This window comes from Lelliottia nimipressuralis (assembly GCF_041464075.1).
In the GTDB taxonomy this organism is placed as follows: Bacteria; Pseudomonadota; Gammaproteobacteria; order Enterobacterales; family Enterobacteriaceae; genus Enterobacter; species Enterobacter nimipressuralis.
This window is the reverse complement of the sequence record NZ_CP167172.1, coordinates 3,386,699-3,403,981: the sequence shown is the minus strand read 5'-3', so window position 1 is coordinate 3,403,981 and position 17,283 is coordinate 3,386,699. Positions and strand designations below refer to the sequence as shown.

Genomic DNA, 17,283 nt, shown 5'->3' with positions numbered 1-17,283 from the left:
CAGCCCCTTCGGGACGCGCTACATAAACTTCGAATGACGCACAACAAGGTGCCTGCCGTCCAACTACTGATTATAGCGATGCTTTATCAGACCCAGGGCGAAACGTCGAGTAAGGCACCGCCTCTTTTCGCAACAAAGCCGGGTTTTTACCCGGCTTTGTTGTATCTGACGGGCTGACTCAGTTAGCATCACTCAACACCCACATTGAGAGAGTCATGCGTTGAAACGCTGGTCAATTTTCCCTCGCTCCCTGCGACAGCTCGTTATGATGGCATTCCTGCTGATCCTGTTACCCTTGCTGGTTCTGGCCTGGCAGGCGTGGCAGAGCCTCAATGCCCTCAGCGCTCAGGCGGCGCAAACCAACCGCACAACGCTGATCGATGCCCGCCGCAGCGAGGCGATGACCAATGCCGCGCTGGAAATGGAGCGTAGCTACCGCCAGTATTGCGTGCTCGACGACCGCACGCTGGCGAAGGTCTATCAGAACCAGCGCAAGCGCTACAGCGAAATGCTGGACGCACATGCGGGCGTTCTCCCTGACGACAAACTCTATCAGGCGCTGCGTCAGGATCTTAACGATCTGGCGCAGCTGCAGTGCAAAAACAGCGGGCCGGACGAGGTCGCGACCGCACGCCTCGAAGCCTTTGCTAACGCCAATACCGAGATGGTGCAGTCCACGCGCACCGTTATATTCTCTCGCGGACAACAGCTTCAGCAGGAGATCGCCGAACGCGGTCAGTTCTTTGGCTGGCAGGCGCTGGTGCTGTTTCTGGTCAGCCTCGGTCTGGTGCTGCTGTTTACCCGAATGATCATCGGCCCGGTGAAGGGCATCGAACGGATGATTAACCGTCTGGGGGAGGGCAAATCCCTCGGCAACACCGTGGTGTTTAAAGGCCCGCGTGAGCTGCGATCCGTCGGTCAGCGCATCATCTGGCTCTCCGAGCGCCTTCAGTGGCTGGAATCACAGCGCCACCAGTTTTTACGTCATATCTCTCATGAGCTGAAAACGCCGCTCGCCAGTATGCGCGAAGGCACCGAGTTGCTGGCTGACGAAGTGGCGGGGCCGCTGACCCCCGAGCAAAAAGAAATTGTTGAGATTCTCGATGACAGCAGCCGCAATCTGCAGAAGCTGATTGAGCAACTGCTTGATTACAACCGCAAACTGGCCGACGGTGCCGTCGAGCTGGAAAACGTCGAGATTGAGCCGCTGGTGGATATGGTGCTCTCTGCCCACAGCCTGCCTGCGCGAGCTAAAATGATGCATACCGACCTGGATCTCCAGGAGCCGGTCTGTTTTGCCGAACCTATGCTATTAATGAGTGTGCTGGATAATCTTTATTCCAATGCGGTGCACTATGGTACTGAATCCGGTAACATTTATATTCGCAGTTTTACCCACAATTCACGGGTCTGTATTGACGTCGCCAACACCGGTAGTCCCATCCCGGATGACGAACAGAAGATGATTTTTGAGCCCTTTTTCCAGGGAAGTCATCAGCGAAAAGGTGCGGTTAAAGGGAGCGGTTTGGGCTTAAGCATTGCCCGCGATTGCATACGGCGGATGCACGGGGAGTTATATATCTCCCACGACGATCGCGCTGATGTCTGTTTTCGCATTGAGCTGCCCCTTGAGCCGGAAAAATCAATGAAATGAATCTAAGTCTGGTGAGTATGTCACACGTCTTTTTCCGCGCGGTTAACGCGACGTTTTCCAGTAAAATTTTACGCTTAGGTCTGCCATGTCTGCTGCTGGCGGGCTGCGTGGCGCACACGCCAAAAAGTGCGATCAGCGATAAACAAGAAGATAAATTACCTGAACATCAGCTTGCCGATTTCCTCTCCACCGATTGCGATGATATCTGGCAGCTCAACGGCCATGATGTCGAATCGAACCCGCTGTTCTGGCTGCGCGGCATGGATTGCGCCGAGCGTCTCGCGCCAGCTGTGGCGCGCGCGCAGGCGCATCAGTGGGCCGACGACACCTGGCAGGACACCTTTAAGCGCGGCATTCTGCTGGCCAATGCCAAAATTAATCCCGTAGAGCGTCGCAACAATACGTCGCGGATGGATGCGCTCAGCCCGCAGATCCCGGCGCAGATCCGCCCTCTGTATCAGCTGTGGCGTGACGGGCAGGTGCTACAGCTGCAGCTCGCCGAAGAGCGCTTCCGCTACAGCAAACTGCAACAGTCCGCCGACGGCGAACTGGATACCCTGCGCCAGCAGCAGCAATACTTACGTTCCCAGCTTGATACCACCACCCGCAAGCTGGAAAACCTGACGGATATCGAACGTCAGCTCTCCACCCGCAAGCCGTCCAGCAACTATTTGCCGGATAATACGAAAGGCACTGCGCAGCCCGCGAAAACGCCGGAGCAGGAGAGCGAGACGCCGAAACAAGAGGATGTGAAGCCATGACAAGCCGCAAACCTGCCCATCTCCTGCTGGTGGATGACGATCCCGGCCTGCTCAAGCTGCTGGGAATGCGTCTGGTCAGCGAAGGCTACAGCGTGGTCACCGCCGAAAGCGGCGCTGAAGGACTGAAAGCGCTGGGGCGCGAGAAGGTCGATCTGGTGATTAGCGATCTGCGCATGGACGAGATGGACGGGATGCAGCTGTTTGTGGAAATTCAGAAGCTGCAGCCTGGAATGCCGGTGATTATCCTCACCGCCCACGGATCGATTCCGGACGCGGTCGCCGCCACACAGCAGGGGGTGTTTAGCTTCCTGACCAAGCCGGTGGACAAAGACGCGCTGTACAAAGCCATCGACGATGCGCTGGAACACTCCGCGCCGTCGGTGGATGAGAAGTGGCGCGAATCCATTGTGACCCGCAGCCCGGTGATGCTCCGCTTGCTGGAGCAGGCGCGGATGGTGGCCCAGTCGGACGTCAGCCTGCTGATCAACGGCCAGAGCGGTACCGGGAAAGAGATTCTGGCCCAGGCCATCCACAACGCCAGCCCGCGCAGTAAAAATGCCTTTATCGCCATCAACTGCGGCGCGCTGCCGGAACAGCTGCTGGAGTCTGAGCTTTTTGGTCATGCGCGTGGGGCCTTTACCGGCGCGGTCAGCAGCCGTGAAGGGCTGTTCCAGGCGGCGGAAGGTGGCACGCTGTTTCTTGATGAAATTGGTGATATGCCTGCGCCGCTGCAGGTCAAACTGCTGCGCGTGTTGCAGGAGCGCAAAGTGCGCCCACTCGGCAGCAACCGGGATATCGATATTAATGTGCGCATCATTTCGGCCACGCACCGCGACCTGCCGAAAGCGATGGAGCGCAAAGAGTTTCGTGAAGATCTCTACTACCGTCTTAATGTCGTAAACCTGAAAATCCCCGCTCTGGCGGAACGTTCCGAAGATATTCCCCTGCTGGCGAACCATCTTTTGCGCCAGTCAGCCGATCGTCACAAACCCTTCGTGCGCGCGTTTTCCACCGACGCCATGAAACGCCTGATGACCGCCAGCTGGCCGGGCAATGTGCGTCAACTGGTCAACGTGATTGAGCAGTGCGTGGCGCTTACCTCTTCGCCGGTGATCAGCGATGCGCTGGTGGATCAGGCGCTGGAAGGGGAAAATACCGCGCTGCCCACGTTTGTCGAGGCGCGTAACCAGTTCGAACTCAACTATCTGCGTAAGCTGCTGCAGATCACCAAGGGTAACGTCACCCACGCTGCGCGTATGGCCGGGCGTAACCGCACTGAGTTCTACAAACTGCTGTCGCGGCATGAGCTGGAAGCGAACGATTTTAAAGAGTAGTACCGCAAAATTTGACTGACTATGATACTGTGAGCAATCGATTACAAGGCTACAGACAGGCGAGCGTTTAAGGACCCACCATGAAAAAGATTGATGCGATTATTAAACCTTTCAAACTGGATGATGTGCGTGAAGCGCTGGCGGAAGTCGGTATCACCGGGATGACAGTCACCGAAGTGAAAGGCTTTGGTCGCCAGAAAGGTCATACCGAGTTGTACCGTGGCGCAGAGTACATGGTGGATTTCCTGCCGAAAGTGAAAATCGAAATTGTGGTGACTGACGATATCGTCGATACCTGCGTGGATACCATTATCCGCACGGCACAGACCGGTAAAATCGGTGACGGCAAGATCTTCGTCTTTGACGTGGCGCGTGTCATCCGCATTCGTACCGGTGAAGAAGACGACGCGGCGATTTAAGCCGGCGTCGATGTCACAGGCCGGGTAGAGCGAACTGCCAGGCGTAATAAAAAGCCCCTCTGAAAGGGGCTTTTTGCGTTACAGCACTTTGTGTGGACCAAAGCATTCGTAATGGATCTGCTCTGCTTTAACGCCCAATTCAACCAGCTGCTTCGCGGCAAACTGCATAAAGCCGACCGGACCGCAGAGATAAAACTGCATGGCCGGATCGCTGAACGCCCCTTCCTGAGTCCGTAAATCCATCAGCCCTGCGCTATCAAACACGTCATCGCTTTCCGGTTTGTTATACCAGATGTGAGAGGTGAAGCGCGGCAGCGTGGCACCCAGCGTTTTAACTTCTTGCGCAAAGGCATGCACCTGGCCGTTTTCCGCCGCGTGGAACCAGTTCACCTGCGCGCTGTGGTTTGCCGCTGCGAGGGTATCGAGCATCGCCAGCATCGGCGTTTGGCCGACACCCGCTGAAATCAGCGTGACAGGCGTGTTCGCTTCTACCGCCATAAAGAAATCACCCGCCGGTGCCGCCAGATGCACCACATCGCCGACGCTGGCGTGATTATGCAGCCAGTGAGAAACCTGACCGCCGTCTTCACGTTTCACCGCAATACGATAGCCTTTTCCATTCGCTTTACGCGTCAGAGAGTACTGACGAATTTCCTGATGCGGGAACCCTTCGGGTTTCAGCCATACGCCGAGATACTGACCCGGCTGATAATCCGCAACTGGTTTGCCGTCGACGGGTTCAAATTCAAAGCTGGTGATCAGGGCACTGCGCGGTTTTTTATCGGCGATACGGAACGCGCGCGTGCCTTCCCAGCCGCCGTTTTTCGTCGCGTGCTCGCTGTAGATTTGCGCTTCACGATTGATAAACACATTCGCCAGCACGCCGTAGGCTTTGCCCCAGGCGTCCAGCACTTCCTGGCCTGGGCTGAACATCTCGTCGAGCGTCGCCAGCAGGTGGCTGCCGACGATATCGTACTGCTCAGGTTTAATCTGGAAACTGGTGTGCTTCTGGGCAATTTTCTCAACCGCAGGCAGCAGCGCGGCCAGATTTTCAATATTGCTGGCATACGCGGCGATGGCGTTAAACAGCGCCTCGCGCTGATCGCCGTTGCGCTGATTGCTCATATTGAAAATCTCTTTCAGCTCCGGGTTGTGAGCGAACATGCGATCGTAAAAATGGGCGGTGAGTTTCGGTCCGGTTTCGACCAGCAGGGGAATAGTGGCTTTAACGGTAGCGATGGTTTGAGCGTCTAACATAGCAACTTCCTTCGATTGTTACTCTAATGATGTATTTTAAATGCATCTTATAAAAAATATCCCTGCTTTGTAAATGGTTCTTTGCATGATGAAATAGTTGCATCACAAACCTGAAAAGAAATCCATTGAAAATCGCGAGGTCTTTATTCCTCAAACCCTTGCGTGGCGGGTAGGTAAACGTTTGCGTAAAATCCTTTGTCAAGACCTGTTATCGCAACACTATTCGGTTATACTGTTGCCCGTCGTCTATCAGGACAGCCTTTTCAGGCCAAAATTTTATTGTTAGCTGAGTCAGGAGATGCGGATGTTAAAGCGTGAAATGAACATTGCCGATTATGATGCCGAACTGTGGCAGGCTATGGAGCAGGAAAAAGTACGTCAGGAAGAGCACATCGAACTGATCGCCTCCGAGAACTACACCAGCCCGCGCGTAATGCAGGCGCAGGGTTCTCAGCTGACCAACAAATATGCAGAAGGTTACCCGGGCAAACGCTACTACGGCGGTTGCGAATACGTTGATATCGTTGAACAACTGGCGATTGACCGTGCTAAAGAGCTGTTTGGCGCAGACTACGCGAACGTACAGCCGCACTCTGGTTCTCAGGCGAACTTCGCGGTTTACACCGCGCTGCTGCAGCCGGGCGATACCGTTCTCGGTATGAATCTGGCGCAAGGTGGCCACCTGACTCACGGTTCCCCGGTCAACTTCTCCGGTAAACTGTACAACATCATCCCTTACGGTATTGATGAGTCCGGTAAAATTGACTACGAAGACATGGCGAAGCAGGCGCAGACCCATAAACCGAAGATGATCATCGGCGGTTTCTCTGCTTACTCCGGCGTGGTTGACTGGGCAAAAATGCGTGAAATCGCAGACAGCATCGGCGCATACCTGTTCGTTGATATGGCGCACGTCGCCGGTCTGATCGCAGCAGGCGTTTACCCGAACCCGGTTCCACATGCACACGTTGTCACTACCACGACCCACAAAACCCTGGCAGGTCCGCGCGGCGGCCTGATCCTGGCGAAAGGTGGTGACGAAGATCTGTACAAGAAACTGAACTCTGCCGTCTTCCCAAGCGCTCAGGGCGGCCCGCTGATGCACGTTATCGCAGCGAAAGCCGTTGCCCTGAAAGAAGCGATGGAGCCAGAGTTCAAAGTTTACCAGCAACAAGTGGCGAAAAACGCGAAAGCGATGGTGGAAGTGTTCCTGAACCGCGGTTACAAAGTGGTTTCTGGCGGCACTGAGAACCACCTGTTCCTGCTGGATCTGGTTGATAAAAACCTGACCGGTAAAGAAGCCGATGCCGCGCTGGGCCGTGCTAACATCACCGTTAACAAAAACAGCGTACCAAACGATCCGAAGAGCCCGTTTGTGACCTCCGGTATCCGTATCGGTTCTCCGGCTGTCACTCGCCGCGGTTTCAAAGAAGCGGAAGTGAAAGAGCTGGCTGGCTGGATGTGTGATGTTCTCGATAACATCAACGATGAAGCTGTGATTGAACGTGTTAAAGGTAAAGTGCTCGATATCTGCGCACGTTTCCCTGTCTACGCGTAATTCTGCTCGCAGAAATAATAAAGGCCGCGTAAGCGGCCTTTATGTTATCTAGCGACGGTCGATGGATATCGCCCCCGGCCCGGTTACGGCCAGCAACAAAAACGCGCCGGCAATGCTGATATTCTTGTAGAAGTTAATCATGTTAGGCATAACCGCATCACCGCTCATATCCCAGTAGTGGTGACCAATCACCGCTGTCCCAAGCGTATAGAGGACAAAGAGCAGCGCCAGTGGCCGGGTGAAGAACCCAAGCACAATCAGAATCGCGGCGGGCACTTCCATGATCACCGCAATAATGGCTGCCAGCATCGGCATCGGTGCGCCGAGCGAGGTCATATATTGCACCGTTCCATCAAAACCGGTCATTTTCGGAATACCAAAAATAATAAACAACACAACAATCGCGATACGTGCGATCAGCAGTACCAGCGGGCGGGACTGTCCGAAATCGAAATAGCGTAGAGTGTTCATGGCAGGCTCGTTATTGGATGGGGCTTATCATAAAGCTAATACACAACCGGTAACTCCGCCATAAGACCAAATTATCAGCCGCTTAACCCTTTGCAAGTCTGCTCCATGACCTCGTGCATTTCGCCTCCTTCCCGCTTTTGGCGGCCTGAATGCAATCTCGATAATCCGTCGGCGTAAGCGTTTCAGAAGCGAATAAACAGGCGCTGTCTGTCAGAGGTAATGTGATGGTTATCACAATATCATCGCAAACTCCGTGGCTGATGCTGTTTCGAATGTCGGGTGAAGCACGCTTATGCCGCGAACCTCAGCGCCATCCGGTGAATGCCCGTCATCACGCCGGACAACCTGATTTAACGGCGTTAGCCCAGGATGAGCGCACCCGTTTAGCCACAGAAATTGCCGCCGAATCAACGGCAAATTCCTGTTAATCAGCTGTTAATAGCCGCTTGCGTCAGCCACTTTTTAGCGCCAGACTAGCGCCTCCAAAACGGGAGGGATTCATGGGTTTGCATTCCACGCGCTGGCTGGCGCTCAGCTATTTTACCTACTTTTTTAGCTACGGTATTTTTCTGCCTTTCTGGAGCGTCTGGCTCAAAGGTATCGGCCTGACGCCGGAAACCATCGGCATTCTGCTGGGTGCAGGCCTGGTGGCGCGATTCCTGGGCAGCCTGCTGATTGCACCGCGCGTCAGCGATCCCTCTCTGTTGATTAAGGCCATGCGCATCCTCGCGCTGCTGACGCTGGTGTTCCTCGCGGGCTTCTGGGTGAATCAGCAGTTTGCGTGGCTGATGGTGGTGATGGTCGGTTTTAACCTCTTCTTTTCGCCGCTGGTACCGCTGACGGACGCGCTGGCGAACACCTGGCAAAAACAGGTGACGATGGACTACGGACGCGTGCGCCTGTGGGGGTCCATCGCCTTTGTGATTGGCTCGGCGCTGGTGGGCAAACTGGTCAGTCTCTACGACTATCGGGCGATTCTGGCGCTGTTAAGCGTCGGTATTGCCTCAATGCTGCTGGGGATGTTGCTGCAGCCGTCGGTGAAACCGCAGGGCGAAAGCCGTCACCAGGAGAGCACCGGCTGGGCCGCCTGGCGTTCACTGATTAAACAGAGCTGGCGTTTTCTGGCCTGCGTCTGTCTGTTGCAGGGCGCTCACGCGGCCTACTACGGTTTTAGCGCTATCTACTGGCAGGGGGCGGGGTATTCCGCGTCGGCGGTGGGTTATCTCTGGTCGCTCGGCGTGGTGGCGGAAGTCATTATCTTTGCTCTCAGCAAGAAGCTGTTCCGCCGTTTTGGTGCGCGCGATCTGCTGCTGCTCTCCGCCGTCTGCGGTGTGTTGCGTTGGGGCATTATGGGCTGGACCACCGATCTCCCCTGGCTGATTGTGGCTCAGATCCTGCACTGCGGTACCTTTACCGTGTGCCATCTGGCGGCGATGCGCTACATTGCTGCGCGTCAGGGCAGCGAAGTGATTCGTCTCCAGGCGGTCTATTCGGCGGTGGCGATGGGCGGCAGTATCGCCGTGATGACGGTGTTTGCGGGCTTCCTCTATCAGCACCTCGGCCACGGCGTGTTCTGGGTGATGGCGCTGGTGGCGCTGCCGGCGATGGTGGTTCGTCCCAAAGTGGCAGCGCGCAGCGAAGCGTTATGATTCCAGCATGGCGCGTATATGTTCCTGCTGCTGCGCATTCAACGTCTCTACGGCATGAATGAGCGGCGGCGAGAACAGCGGCAGGGCGGTAGGGTACGGAGTAATAATCAGCGCCGCTTCGCGCGGTGCGCCGTCCTTCTGAAACGTCTGGAGCGACACATAGCGGATATTCAGCGGCAGCAGCGTCAGCTCGCGCAGCTGCTCCTCAATCATCACTTCGCAGGCTTTATCATCGCCCGTTAACAGCACCACCTGTTTTTCATGCAGGTCGGTCTCCTGCATCAGCCAGGCGCCGAAAATCACCGCCACCAGGCTCATCTCCTCATCGGAAAACCGCAGGCCAAATTCTGCCTCCACTTCAAACAGCACATCCCGGGTAGTACGCATCAGGCGCGGATAGAGGCGACCGATCTCTTCGGGCAGACTGTTGTCGATACCAACGCCAAACAGCGAGCGGTCCAGCGCCTGGGAAAGATGGATGTACAGCTGATCCGTCAGCCCCTGTTCGTCGCTAAAGCGCATTCCTGTTTGCCCGCGAAAGCGCCCGATCATTCGCGAGATGGCGTGGCGCAGGCGTTGATCCAGTTGATGCGCATCGCGCAGCGGATCGGGCGTGCGCAGCATCATAAACAGCAGCGACAGAAACAGCGGCTCATCGGCATGGGGGCTTTGCCGCACGCGGCGCTGCCAGTGGCGGACGATCTCCTGAGCTGCCAGATATTCACCGCGCGAATGCGCCCAGTGGCGCTGAACAGCGGAGAACTGCGGCGTCTGCCCCAGATGATGCTGGATCAGGCAATACTGCAGATAGAGCTGCAAAAACTGCACGTCGCGGCACTCGAAGTGGCGCTGCAGGCGGCGCGAACAGAAGTTGATCAGCGCGCGCAGATTGGTATCGTCATACAGCGTACGCGCAATGCCGAGTTGTTTAAGCTCGGTTTTGAGCGCCGGGGTAAACTGTTGTGTAATAAAATGCGGACACAGCCGCAATGCCCGTCGCAACCAGTGCAGCAGGCATAAACGTTGATCGAGCGTCGTACCTTCAATTCGGTAGCTGCCGTCATGATGCGTCACGATGTTCAGCCGGTGATAGCGCTGGATCTCATCGCGTGTCTCGGCTATATCTTGCCGTGCAATGTCGTCGTCCACCCCATTGATATCAACAATACTTTGCGGGGTCACGGCAATACCTGGCAGGTAAAGCATCAAAAGCACCTGGCAGCGGCGCTGCGAACTGGAAAGCACAGATGGGTTTTCGAGGGTCGTCATCATCTGTCGGGTATCCAGTAGGAGTATTCGATAAGAATAGCTAAAGGATGTGCGCAGGAAAGCGCACCCGTGGGTCTTTCCGTCAGGAATGCGGGAGAACATCACAGAATTTTTGACGTGAGGAATCGATGCAAATAGTTAAACACAGCGCCACGGCGCTATTTTTGGCGGTTTTATCTTCTGCCGCCGTCGCGCATCCTCACAGTTTTATCAGCCTGCAGACGGAGATTGTCGCAGACGATACGCATCTGAGCGGGCTGAAAATGCGCTGGACGATGGATGAAATTACATCAGCCGATCTACTCTATGACGCGGGCGATGCGAAACCGGGCGATGAGATCTGGAAAAAACTGGCGGCGGAAGTGATGGCCAATGTACTCGGTCAGCACTATTTCACCGAGTTCTGGCACAACGGCCAGAAAGTGAAATTTCTTAATCGCCCCACGACCTACGGCATGGAGCGCGACGGACACCAGGCGGTGTTAACCTTTATTCTGCCGCTGGCCGAACCTCAGCCGTTGGCTGGGCAGAAGTATACGTTTTCAACCTTTGACCCGAGCTACTACGTCGACATGAGTTATGCCGAAGACAAAGACGCAACGCTGCCCGCGGCGCTGCAAAAGCGTTGCAAGATTGCGGTCCATACGCCAAAACCCAGCGAAGAGACGATGAATTTTGCGCTCTCTCTCGATAAAGCGGATGCGCCGCCGGAAGACATGGATTTGGGTAAACAGTTTGCGCAGCAGGTGACCGTGCAATGTCAGTGATCTCCACTTCACTCAGCAAAAAACGCCGCTGGCTGCACCTGTGGCCGCTGGCACTGTTTCTGATCTTAGCGGCCATCGGGGCGTTATGGCTCTGGCAGGCGTGGCCGCAGGTGATGATGAAAAGCATCCTCTGGCAGCGCGACGTGAATCAGCAAATGAGCGGGCTGCTCAAGGCCGTGGCGGAAAACCCGACCAAAGCGGGCGGCTCGCTGCTGATCTTCAGCTTTTTGTACGGTGTGCTGCATGCCCTGGGGCCAGGGCACGGGAAGATCGTCATCACCACCTGGCTTGCGACTCACCCTTCAAAGCTCAAATCGAGTATCGGTTTAACGCTTGCCTCTTCGTTGTTGCAGGGGCTGGTGGCGATTGCGCTGGTGGTTGTGGTGCTGACGGTGCTGCAACTGCCTGCCCGACAGCTGCACATGAGCAGCTTCTGGCTGGAGAAGGGCAGTTATGCGCTGGTGGGCGTGCTGGGGGTGCTGCTCTGCTGGCGGGCGATCAAAAGACTGCGGGCATTACTACGAAAACCAACGTTTAAAGCCTTCACGGCGCATCATGTTCACGACGCACACTGCGGCTGCGGGCATCAACATCTGCCGACGCAGGAGCAGCTACAGGGCACAGATGACTGGCGCGCGCGGCTGATGATTATTCTGTCGATGGGAATGCGGCCCTGTTCCGGGGCGATCATGGTGCTGCTGTTCAGTAAGGTGATTGGTGTATTTAGCTGGGGCGTGGTCTCCGCGCTGGCGATGGCGGCGGGAACGTCACTGACGATTACCTCGCTGGCATTGCTGGTCCACAGTTTTCGCCAGCTGGCGGTCAAACTGAGCGGCAACACAACGCCGGTACTGTGGCGTCAGGTTGGCTGGACGACGCTGGCGTTAGCGGGCGGGGTGATTTTACTGGTGGCGGCGGTGACGATGTGGATCAGTGCAGTGCCGGTAGGGCGGGGGTTGCGGCCGTTATAAAACGAACGATGGCACTGCACTTATCCGGCCTACAGGATCGTAGGCCCGGGAAGTGCAGTGCCACCGGGCACAACAGACGGAATTAACGCTTCAGCGCTTCACTCAGTTCGTCACGCATGTTTGCCAGCATAGCTTTCACGACACGCGGGTTACCGGCCACGATGTTACCGCTCAGCATGTAGTTGTGACCGCCGGTGAAATCGCAAACCAGTGCGCCTGCTTCACGGGCAATCAGCTCGCCTGCAGCAAAATCCCACGGCTTCAGCGCGATTTCGAAATAACCATCAACGCGGCCAGCGGCAACGTAGGCCAGATCCAGCGCAGCAGAACCGGTGCGACGGAAATCCGCGCATTCGGTGTAGAGCTTGCCGAGGATTTTCATGTAGGTCTGAGCGTGCTGTTTCGCCTTGAACGGGAAACCGGTCGCCAGAATCGTGCCATCCAGATCGCGAGAGTTGCTGCCACGCAGACGGTAGCCGTTCAGCTGTGCGCCCTGACCACGGGTAGCCGTGAACAGTTCGTTACGCATTGGATCGTAAACAACGGCCACTTCAGTACGGCCTTTGATGCGTACAGCGATTGAAACAGAGAAATGAGGAAGGCGTTTAACGAAGTTGGTGGTGCCATCCAGTGGATCGATTACCCATTGAACATCCTGATCTTCGCCTGCGTGTTCACCGCTTTCTTCGGTGATGATGGTGTGCTGCGGGTAAGATTTGCGAATGGTTTCGATAATAATCGCTTCTGCGGCTTTATCGACGTTAGTCACAAAGTCATTGCTGCCTTTCTGGCTGGTTTCTACAGAATCTGGAGTTTCGTAGTGTTTGGCAATTACATTACCCGCCTTGCGCGCTGCGCGCACGGCGATGGTCAACATAGGATGTTGCATCGGTTACTCTCACTGGATGTTAAAGAACAGGGGAAACGAAAACGGCCCAGAGTATAGCAGCGAGTTCGGATCATGTCTCTCGTTTATGATAATATGGCCGAATATTCTTCAGACACTGGCTTCAGACAAAACTAATTATGCTGCAAAACATCCGAATCGTACTGGTCGAAACATCGCACACCGGCAATATGGGCTCTGTCGCCCGCGCAATGAAAACCATGGGTTTAACCAATCTGTGGCTGGTCAATCCGCTGGTTAAACCAGACTCGCAGGCCATTGCACTGGCAGCAGGGGCGAGCGACGTGATCGGCAATGCTCAGATCGTCGATACCCTTGATGAAGCGCTGGCGGGCTGTAGCCTGGTCGTCGGCACCAGCGCACGTTCACGTACGCTGCCGTGGCCAATGCTCGATCCGCGCGAATGTGGCCTGAAAAGCGTTGCTGAAGCCCAGCAGGCGCCGATCGCACTGGTGTTTGGCCGTGAACGCGTTGGCCTGACCAACGACGAGCTGCAGAAGTGTCATTACCACGTGGCGATTGCCGCGAATCCGGAATACAGCTCCCTGAACCTGGCGATGGCGGTGCAGGTTATTGCCTACGAAGTGCGTATGGCGTGGCTGGCGACCCAGGAAAAAGGCGTCACCCCGGAGCAGGAAGAAGACGCCGCGTATCCGCTGGTGGACGATTTAGAGCGTTTCTACGAACATCTTGAGCAAACGCTGCTGACGACGGGCTTTATTCGCGCGTCGCATCCAGGCCAGGTGATGAACAAGCTGCGCCGTCTGTTTACCCGCGCCCGCCCGGAAACGCAGGAGCTGAACATTCTGCGCGGGATGCTGGCGTCGATTATTGAGCAGAAGAATAAGCAACAGTAACGCCTGATTGCCCGGCTGCGCTTCGCTTGAGCGGGCCGACGTTCTGGTCAGTCGGGTGAGCAAAGCGCCACCCGACAAGGCGTAGAGCGCACATAAGGCTAAATACTTGACTAAAACAGTCAAGTAAATAGTTGACCAATTTAGTCGGGAATGTCAGACTTGGCCCTGCTATGCAATACCCCCCATTTTACAATAAAAAACCCCGGGCAGGGGCGAGTTTGAGGTTAAGTAAGACATGAGACTGACATCTAAAGGGCGTTATGCTGTGACCGCGATGCTGGACGTTGCGCTCAACTCTGAATCGGGCCCGGTTCCGTTGGCTGATATTTCTGAACGTCAGGGTATTTCCCTCTCTTATCTGGAACAGCTGTTCTCCAGATTGCGTAAAAATGGACTGGTTTCCAGCGTTCGCGGCCCAGGCGGCGGATATCTGCTGGGTAAAGACGCGGGCAGTATTGCAGTTGGCGAAGTCATTAGTGCTGTTGATGAGTCTGTTGATGCGACCCGTTGCCAGGGCAAAGGCGGCTGTCAGGGCGGCGATAAATGCCTGACCCATGCGCTGTGGCGCGATCTGAGCGACCGTCTGACCGGCTTCCTGAATAACATCACCCTCGGTGAACTGGTTAATAACCAGGAAGTTATGGAAGTGTCTGGCCGCCAGCATAATCACGAAAACCAACGCAGCACCCGCGCGCAAGACGCAATCGACGTTAAACTGCGCGCGTAAAAAAACGATAAGATTTTTCGAATCAGGCCGGGGCACCCGTTGCCCCGTGTACTCGGCCGTACATCCAGCCGGTTAGCCTGATTCCTTGCATTGAAGCGATGTACGGAGTTTATAGAGCAATGAAATTACCGATCTATCTCGATTACTCCGCAACCACGCCGGTGGACCCGCGTGTTGCCGAGAAAATGATGCAGTGTCTGACCCTGGACGGAAACTTTGGTAACCCAGCTTCCCGTTCTCACCGTTTTGGCTGGCATGCTGAAGAGGCGGTTGATATCGCCCGTAATCAGATTGCTGAGCTGGTTGGCGCCGACCCGCGTGAAATTGTTTTCACCTCCGGTGCAACCGAATCCGACAACCTGGCGATCAAAGGCGCTGCCAACTTCTATCAGAAAAAAGGCAAGCACATTATCACCAGCAAAACCGAACACAAAGCCGTGCTGGACACCTGTCGCCAGCTTGAGCGTGAAGGTTTTGACGTCACCTATCTCGCCCCTCAGAGCAACGGTATTATCGACCTGAAAGAGCTCGAAGCGGCAATGCGTGACGACACCATTCTGGTGTCCATCATGCACGTTAATAACGAAATCGGCGTGGTTCAGGATATCGCGACTATCGGCGAACTCTGCCGTGCGCGCGGCATCATCTATCACGTTGACGCGACCCAGAGCGTGGGCAAACTGCCTATCGATCTGAGCCAGCTGAAAGTGGACCTGATGTCCTTCTCCGGCCACAAAATTTATGGTCCGAAAGGTATCGGCGCGCTGTACGTTCGTCGTAAACCACGTATCCGCATCGAAGCACAGATGCACGGCGGCGGTCATGAGCGCGGCATGCGTTCAGGAACTCTGCCTGTTCACCAGATCGTGGGCATGGGCGAAGCCTACCGTATCGCGAAAGAAGAGATGGAAAGCGAGATGGCGCGCCTGCGCACGCTGCGTAACCGTCTGTGGGACGGCGTGAAAGATATGGAAGAAGTGTATCTGAACGGCGATCTCGAGCAGGGCGCTCCGAACATTCTCAACGTCAGCTTCAACTATGTTGAAGGCGAATCGCTGATTATGGCGCTGAAAGACCTCGCGGTCTCTTCCGGTTCTGCCTGTACTTCTGCAAGCCTCGAGCCATCCTACGTGCTGCGTGCACTGGGCATGACCGACGAGCTGGCACACAGTTCTATCCGTTTCTCTTTAGGTCGCTTCACTACCGAAGAAGAGATTGACTACACCATCAAGCTGGTTCGTAACTCCATTGGCCGTCTGCGTGACCTTTCTCCACTGTGGGAAATGTTCAAACAGGGCGTGGATCTGAACAGCATTGAATGGTCACATCACTAATCGGTACGAAGGAGAATTCAACATGGCTTACAGCGAAAAAGTTATTGATCATTACGAGAACCCACGCAACGTTGGCTCTTTCGACAACAGCGACGAAAGCGTTGGTAGCGGCATGGTTGGCGCGCCAGCATGTGGCGACGTGATGAAGTTGCAGATTAAAGTCAACAATGAAGGTATCATTGAAGACGCGCGTTTCAAGACTTACGGTTGCGGTTCTGCTATCGCTTCCAGCTCCCTGGTCACCGAGTGGGTGAAGGGCAAGTCTCTGGACGAAGCACAGGCAATTAAAAATACCGATATTGCTGACGAACTCGAACTGCCACCGGTGAAAATTCACTGTTCTATTCTGGCAGAAGACGCGATCAAAGCCGCTATTGCGGATTACAAAAGCAAACGTGAAGCGAAATAAGAAGAGTTGAGGTTTTGTTATGTCGATTACCCTTAGCGACAGCGCTGCCGCGCGAGTAAGCGCCTTTCTGGCGAACCGTGGTAAAGGCTTTGGCCTGCGACTGGGCGTACGTACCTCCGGCTGTTCCGGGATGGCTTATGTACTGGAATTTGTTGATGCACCGGCGACTGATGACACCGTGTTTGAAGACAAAGGCGTGAAGGTAGTAGTCGATGGCAAGAGCCTGCAATTCCTCAACGGCACTCAGCTGGACTTCGTTAAAGAAGGCCTGAACGAAGGGTTTAAATTCACTAACCCGAACGTAAAAGACGAGTGCGGTTGCGGCGAAAGCTTCCACGTTTAACTGCGCGTTAACCGAAACCCCACCGTGGCCTGGCTACGTGTGGGGTTTGTTCTAACTGGCTAACCCTGAGATTGTTATGGATTACTTCACCCTCTTCGGGTTGCCCGCCCAGTACCCGATCGATATCCAGGCCCTGACGGTTCGTTTTCAGGATCTGCAACGTCAATTCCATCCTGATAAATTTGCCAGCGGGTCCCAGGCGGAGCAACTGGCTGCCGTTTCGCAGTCAGCCACCATTAATCAGGCGTGGCAAACGCTGCGCAACCCCTTAGCGCGTGCGGAATATCTGCTCTCGCTGCACGGTTTTGATCTAGCAAGTGAACAACACACGGTACGCGACACCGCTTTCCTGATGGAACAGCTGGAGCTTCGCGAAGAGCTGGATGAGATCGAACAGGCGAAAGACGAAGTGCGTCTTGAAAGCTTCATCAAACGGGTGAAAGCGATGTTCGATACCCGCCATCAGCAGATGGTTGAACAACTGAATAACGAGACGTGGGACGTAGCGGCAGATACTGTACGCAAGCTGCGTTTTCTCGATAAACTGCGAAGCAGTGCTGAACAACTCGAAGAAAAGCTGCTCGATTTCTGATTTT

Annotated in this window: 19 protein-coding genes; 15 read left to right on the top strand and 4 right to left on the bottom strand. The window is 55.2% G+C overall.

Annotated elements, in window-relative coordinates:
- Positions 1-220 precede the first annotated feature (220 nt).
- The 4 genes from qseE to glnB all read left to right on the top strand — a co-directional run bounded on the left by qseE (position 221) and on the right by glnB (position 4,168).
- Positions 221-1,654 carry a two component system sensor histidine kinase QseE/GlrK gene (gene qseE / locus ACB496_RS16295; RefSeq protein ID WP_164971801.1) on the top strand — a complete coding sequence of 478 codons (1,434 nt, stop codon included), beginning with the start codon at positions 221-223 and terminating at the stop codon, positions 1,652-1,654.
- Entirely contained in the window at positions 1,651-2,415 is a 765-nt protein-coding gene (gene qseG / locus ACB496_RS16290; RefSeq protein ID WP_107703104.1) for a two-component system QseEF-associated lipoprotein QseG, read from the top strand. Before qseE ends, qseG begins: the two co-directional genes overlap by 4 nt.
- Positions 2,412-3,749 carry a two-component system response regulator GlrR gene (gene glrR, locus ACB496_RS16285; protein ID WP_100779295.1) on the top strand — a complete coding sequence of 446 codons (1,338 nt, stop codon included), beginning with the start codon at positions 2,412-2,414 and terminating at the stop codon, positions 3,747-3,749. The genes qseG and glrR overlap by 4 nt, the downstream gene beginning before the upstream one ends.
- An 80-nt stretch (positions 3,750-3,829) precedes the next feature.
- On the top strand, positions 3,830-4,168 hold the full coding sequence (gene glnB, locus ACB496_RS16280) for a nitrogen regulatory protein P-II (protein ID WP_002914032.1): 339 nt from the start codon (positions 3,830-3,832) through the stop codon (positions 4,166-4,168).
- Between the two features lie 78 nt (positions 4,169-4,246).
- Here glnB and hmpA read toward each other — a convergent pair whose 3' ends face one another.
- Positions 4,247-5,425, bottom strand: coding sequence for an NO-inducible flavohemoprotein (gene hmpA / locus ACB496_RS16275; RefSeq protein WP_371973077.1), 1,179 nt, complete (start codon positions 5,423-5,425; stop codon positions 4,247-4,249).
- Positions 5,426-5,729: 304 nt separating this feature from the next.
- On the opposite strand from hmpA, the gene glyA reads away from it, so the two are divergent.
- On the top strand, positions 5,730-6,983 hold the full coding sequence (gene glyA, locus ACB496_RS16270) for a serine hydroxymethyltransferase (RefSeq protein ID WP_100779297.1): 1,254 nt from the start codon (positions 5,730-5,732) through the stop codon (positions 6,981-6,983).
- 48 nt (positions 6,984-7,031) lie between these two features.
- On the opposite strand, the gene ACB496_RS16265 is transcribed toward glyA, so the two are convergent.
- Positions 7,032-7,454 (bottom strand): DoxX family protein, encoded by a 423-nt coding sequence (locus ACB496_RS16265; RefSeq protein WP_107703106.1) that lies wholly within the window; start codon positions 7,452-7,454, stop codon positions 7,032-7,034.
- Positions 7,455-7,678: 224 nt separating this feature from the next.
- Here ACB496_RS16265 and ACB496_RS16260 point away from each other — a divergent pair, with 224 nt between their 5' ends.
- Together ACB496_RS16260 and ACB496_RS16255 are read left to right on the top strand one after the other, a co-directional pair.
- Entirely contained in the window at positions 7,679-7,882 is a 204-nt protein-coding gene (locus ACB496_RS16260; protein ID WP_371973076.1) for a hypothetical protein, read from the top strand.
- 72 nt (positions 7,883-7,954) lie between these two features.
- The gene (locus tag ACB496_RS16255) at positions 7,955-9,103 is read left to right on the top strand and encodes a 3-phenylpropionate MFS transporter (RefSeq protein ID WP_123427064.1); all 1,149 of its coding nucleotides are present in this window, start codon (positions 7,955-7,957) and stop codon (positions 9,101-9,103) included.
- On the opposite strand, the gene csiE is transcribed toward ACB496_RS16255, so the two are convergent.
- A complete protein-coding gene (csiE, locus tag ACB496_RS16250; protein WP_107703108.1) occupies positions 9,098-10,375 on the bottom strand; it encodes a stationary phase inducible protein CsiE in 1,278 nt (425 codons plus the stop codon). The two genes, ACB496_RS16255 and csiE, sit on opposite strands and share 6 nt — an antisense overlap.
- A 125-nt stretch (positions 10,376-10,500) precedes the next feature.
- Here csiE and ACB496_RS16245 point away from each other — a divergent pair, with 125 nt between their 5' ends.
- Positions 10,501-11,139, top strand: coding sequence for a DUF1007 family protein (locus ACB496_RS16245; RefSeq protein ID WP_371973075.1), 639 nt, complete (start codon positions 10,501-10,503; stop codon positions 11,137-11,139).
- Positions 11,130-12,110: a nickel/cobalt transporter gene (locus tag ACB496_RS16240; RefSeq protein ID WP_371973074.1), complete on the top strand. Its 981-nt coding sequence runs from the start codon at positions 11,130-11,132 to the stop codon at positions 12,108-12,110. Before ACB496_RS16245 ends, ACB496_RS16240 begins: the two co-directional genes overlap by 10 nt.
- Before the next feature lie 82 nt (positions 12,111-12,192).
- Here the strand turns inward: ACB496_RS16240 and suhB are convergent, their stop codons facing one another.
- Positions 12,193-12,999: an inositol-1-monophosphatase gene (gene suhB / locus ACB496_RS16235; RefSeq protein ID WP_100779303.1), complete on the bottom strand. Its 807-nt coding sequence runs from the start codon at positions 12,997-12,999 to the stop codon at positions 12,193-12,195.
- Between the two features lie 137 nt (positions 13,000-13,136).
- Between suhB and trmJ the strand changes: the two genes are divergently transcribed.
- From trmJ to hscB, 6 genes are all read left to right on the top strand, one after another.
- Positions 13,137-13,874: a tRNA (cytosine(32)/uridine(32)-2'-O)-methyltransferase TrmJ gene (gene trmJ, locus ACB496_RS16230; protein ID WP_100779304.1), complete on the top strand. Its 738-nt coding sequence runs from the start codon at positions 13,137-13,139 to the stop codon at positions 13,872-13,874.
- Positions 13,875-14,109: 235 nt separating this feature from the next.
- Complete coding sequence (gene iscR / locus ACB496_RS16225; protein WP_100779305.1) at positions 14,110-14,601, top strand: Fe-S cluster assembly transcriptional regulator IscR; 492 nt, start codon at positions 14,110-14,112, stop codon at positions 14,599-14,601.
- A gap of 119 nt (positions 14,602-14,720) precedes the next feature.
- Positions 14,721-15,935 (top strand): IscS subfamily cysteine desulfurase, encoded by a 1,215-nt coding sequence (locus ACB496_RS16220; RefSeq protein ID WP_100779306.1) that lies wholly within the window; start codon positions 14,721-14,723, stop codon positions 15,933-15,935.
- 22 nt (positions 15,936-15,957) lie between these two features.
- Positions 15,958-16,344: a Fe-S cluster assembly scaffold IscU gene (gene iscU, locus ACB496_RS16215; protein ID WP_005120408.1), complete on the top strand. Its 387-nt coding sequence runs from the start codon at positions 15,958-15,960 to the stop codon at positions 16,342-16,344.
- Positions 16,345-16,363: 19 nt separating this feature from the next.
- Positions 16,364-16,687 (top strand): iron-sulfur cluster assembly protein IscA, encoded by a 324-nt coding sequence (gene iscA, locus ACB496_RS16210; protein ID WP_100779307.1) that lies wholly within the window; start codon positions 16,364-16,366, stop codon positions 16,685-16,687.
- Positions 16,688-16,763: 76 nt separating this feature from the next.
- On the top strand, positions 16,764-17,279 hold the full coding sequence (hscB, locus tag ACB496_RS16205; RefSeq protein ID WP_312070262.1) for a co-chaperone HscB: 516 nt from the start codon (positions 16,764-16,766) through the stop codon (positions 17,277-17,279).
- The last annotated feature ends 4 nt before the right edge of the window (positions 17,280-17,283 follow it).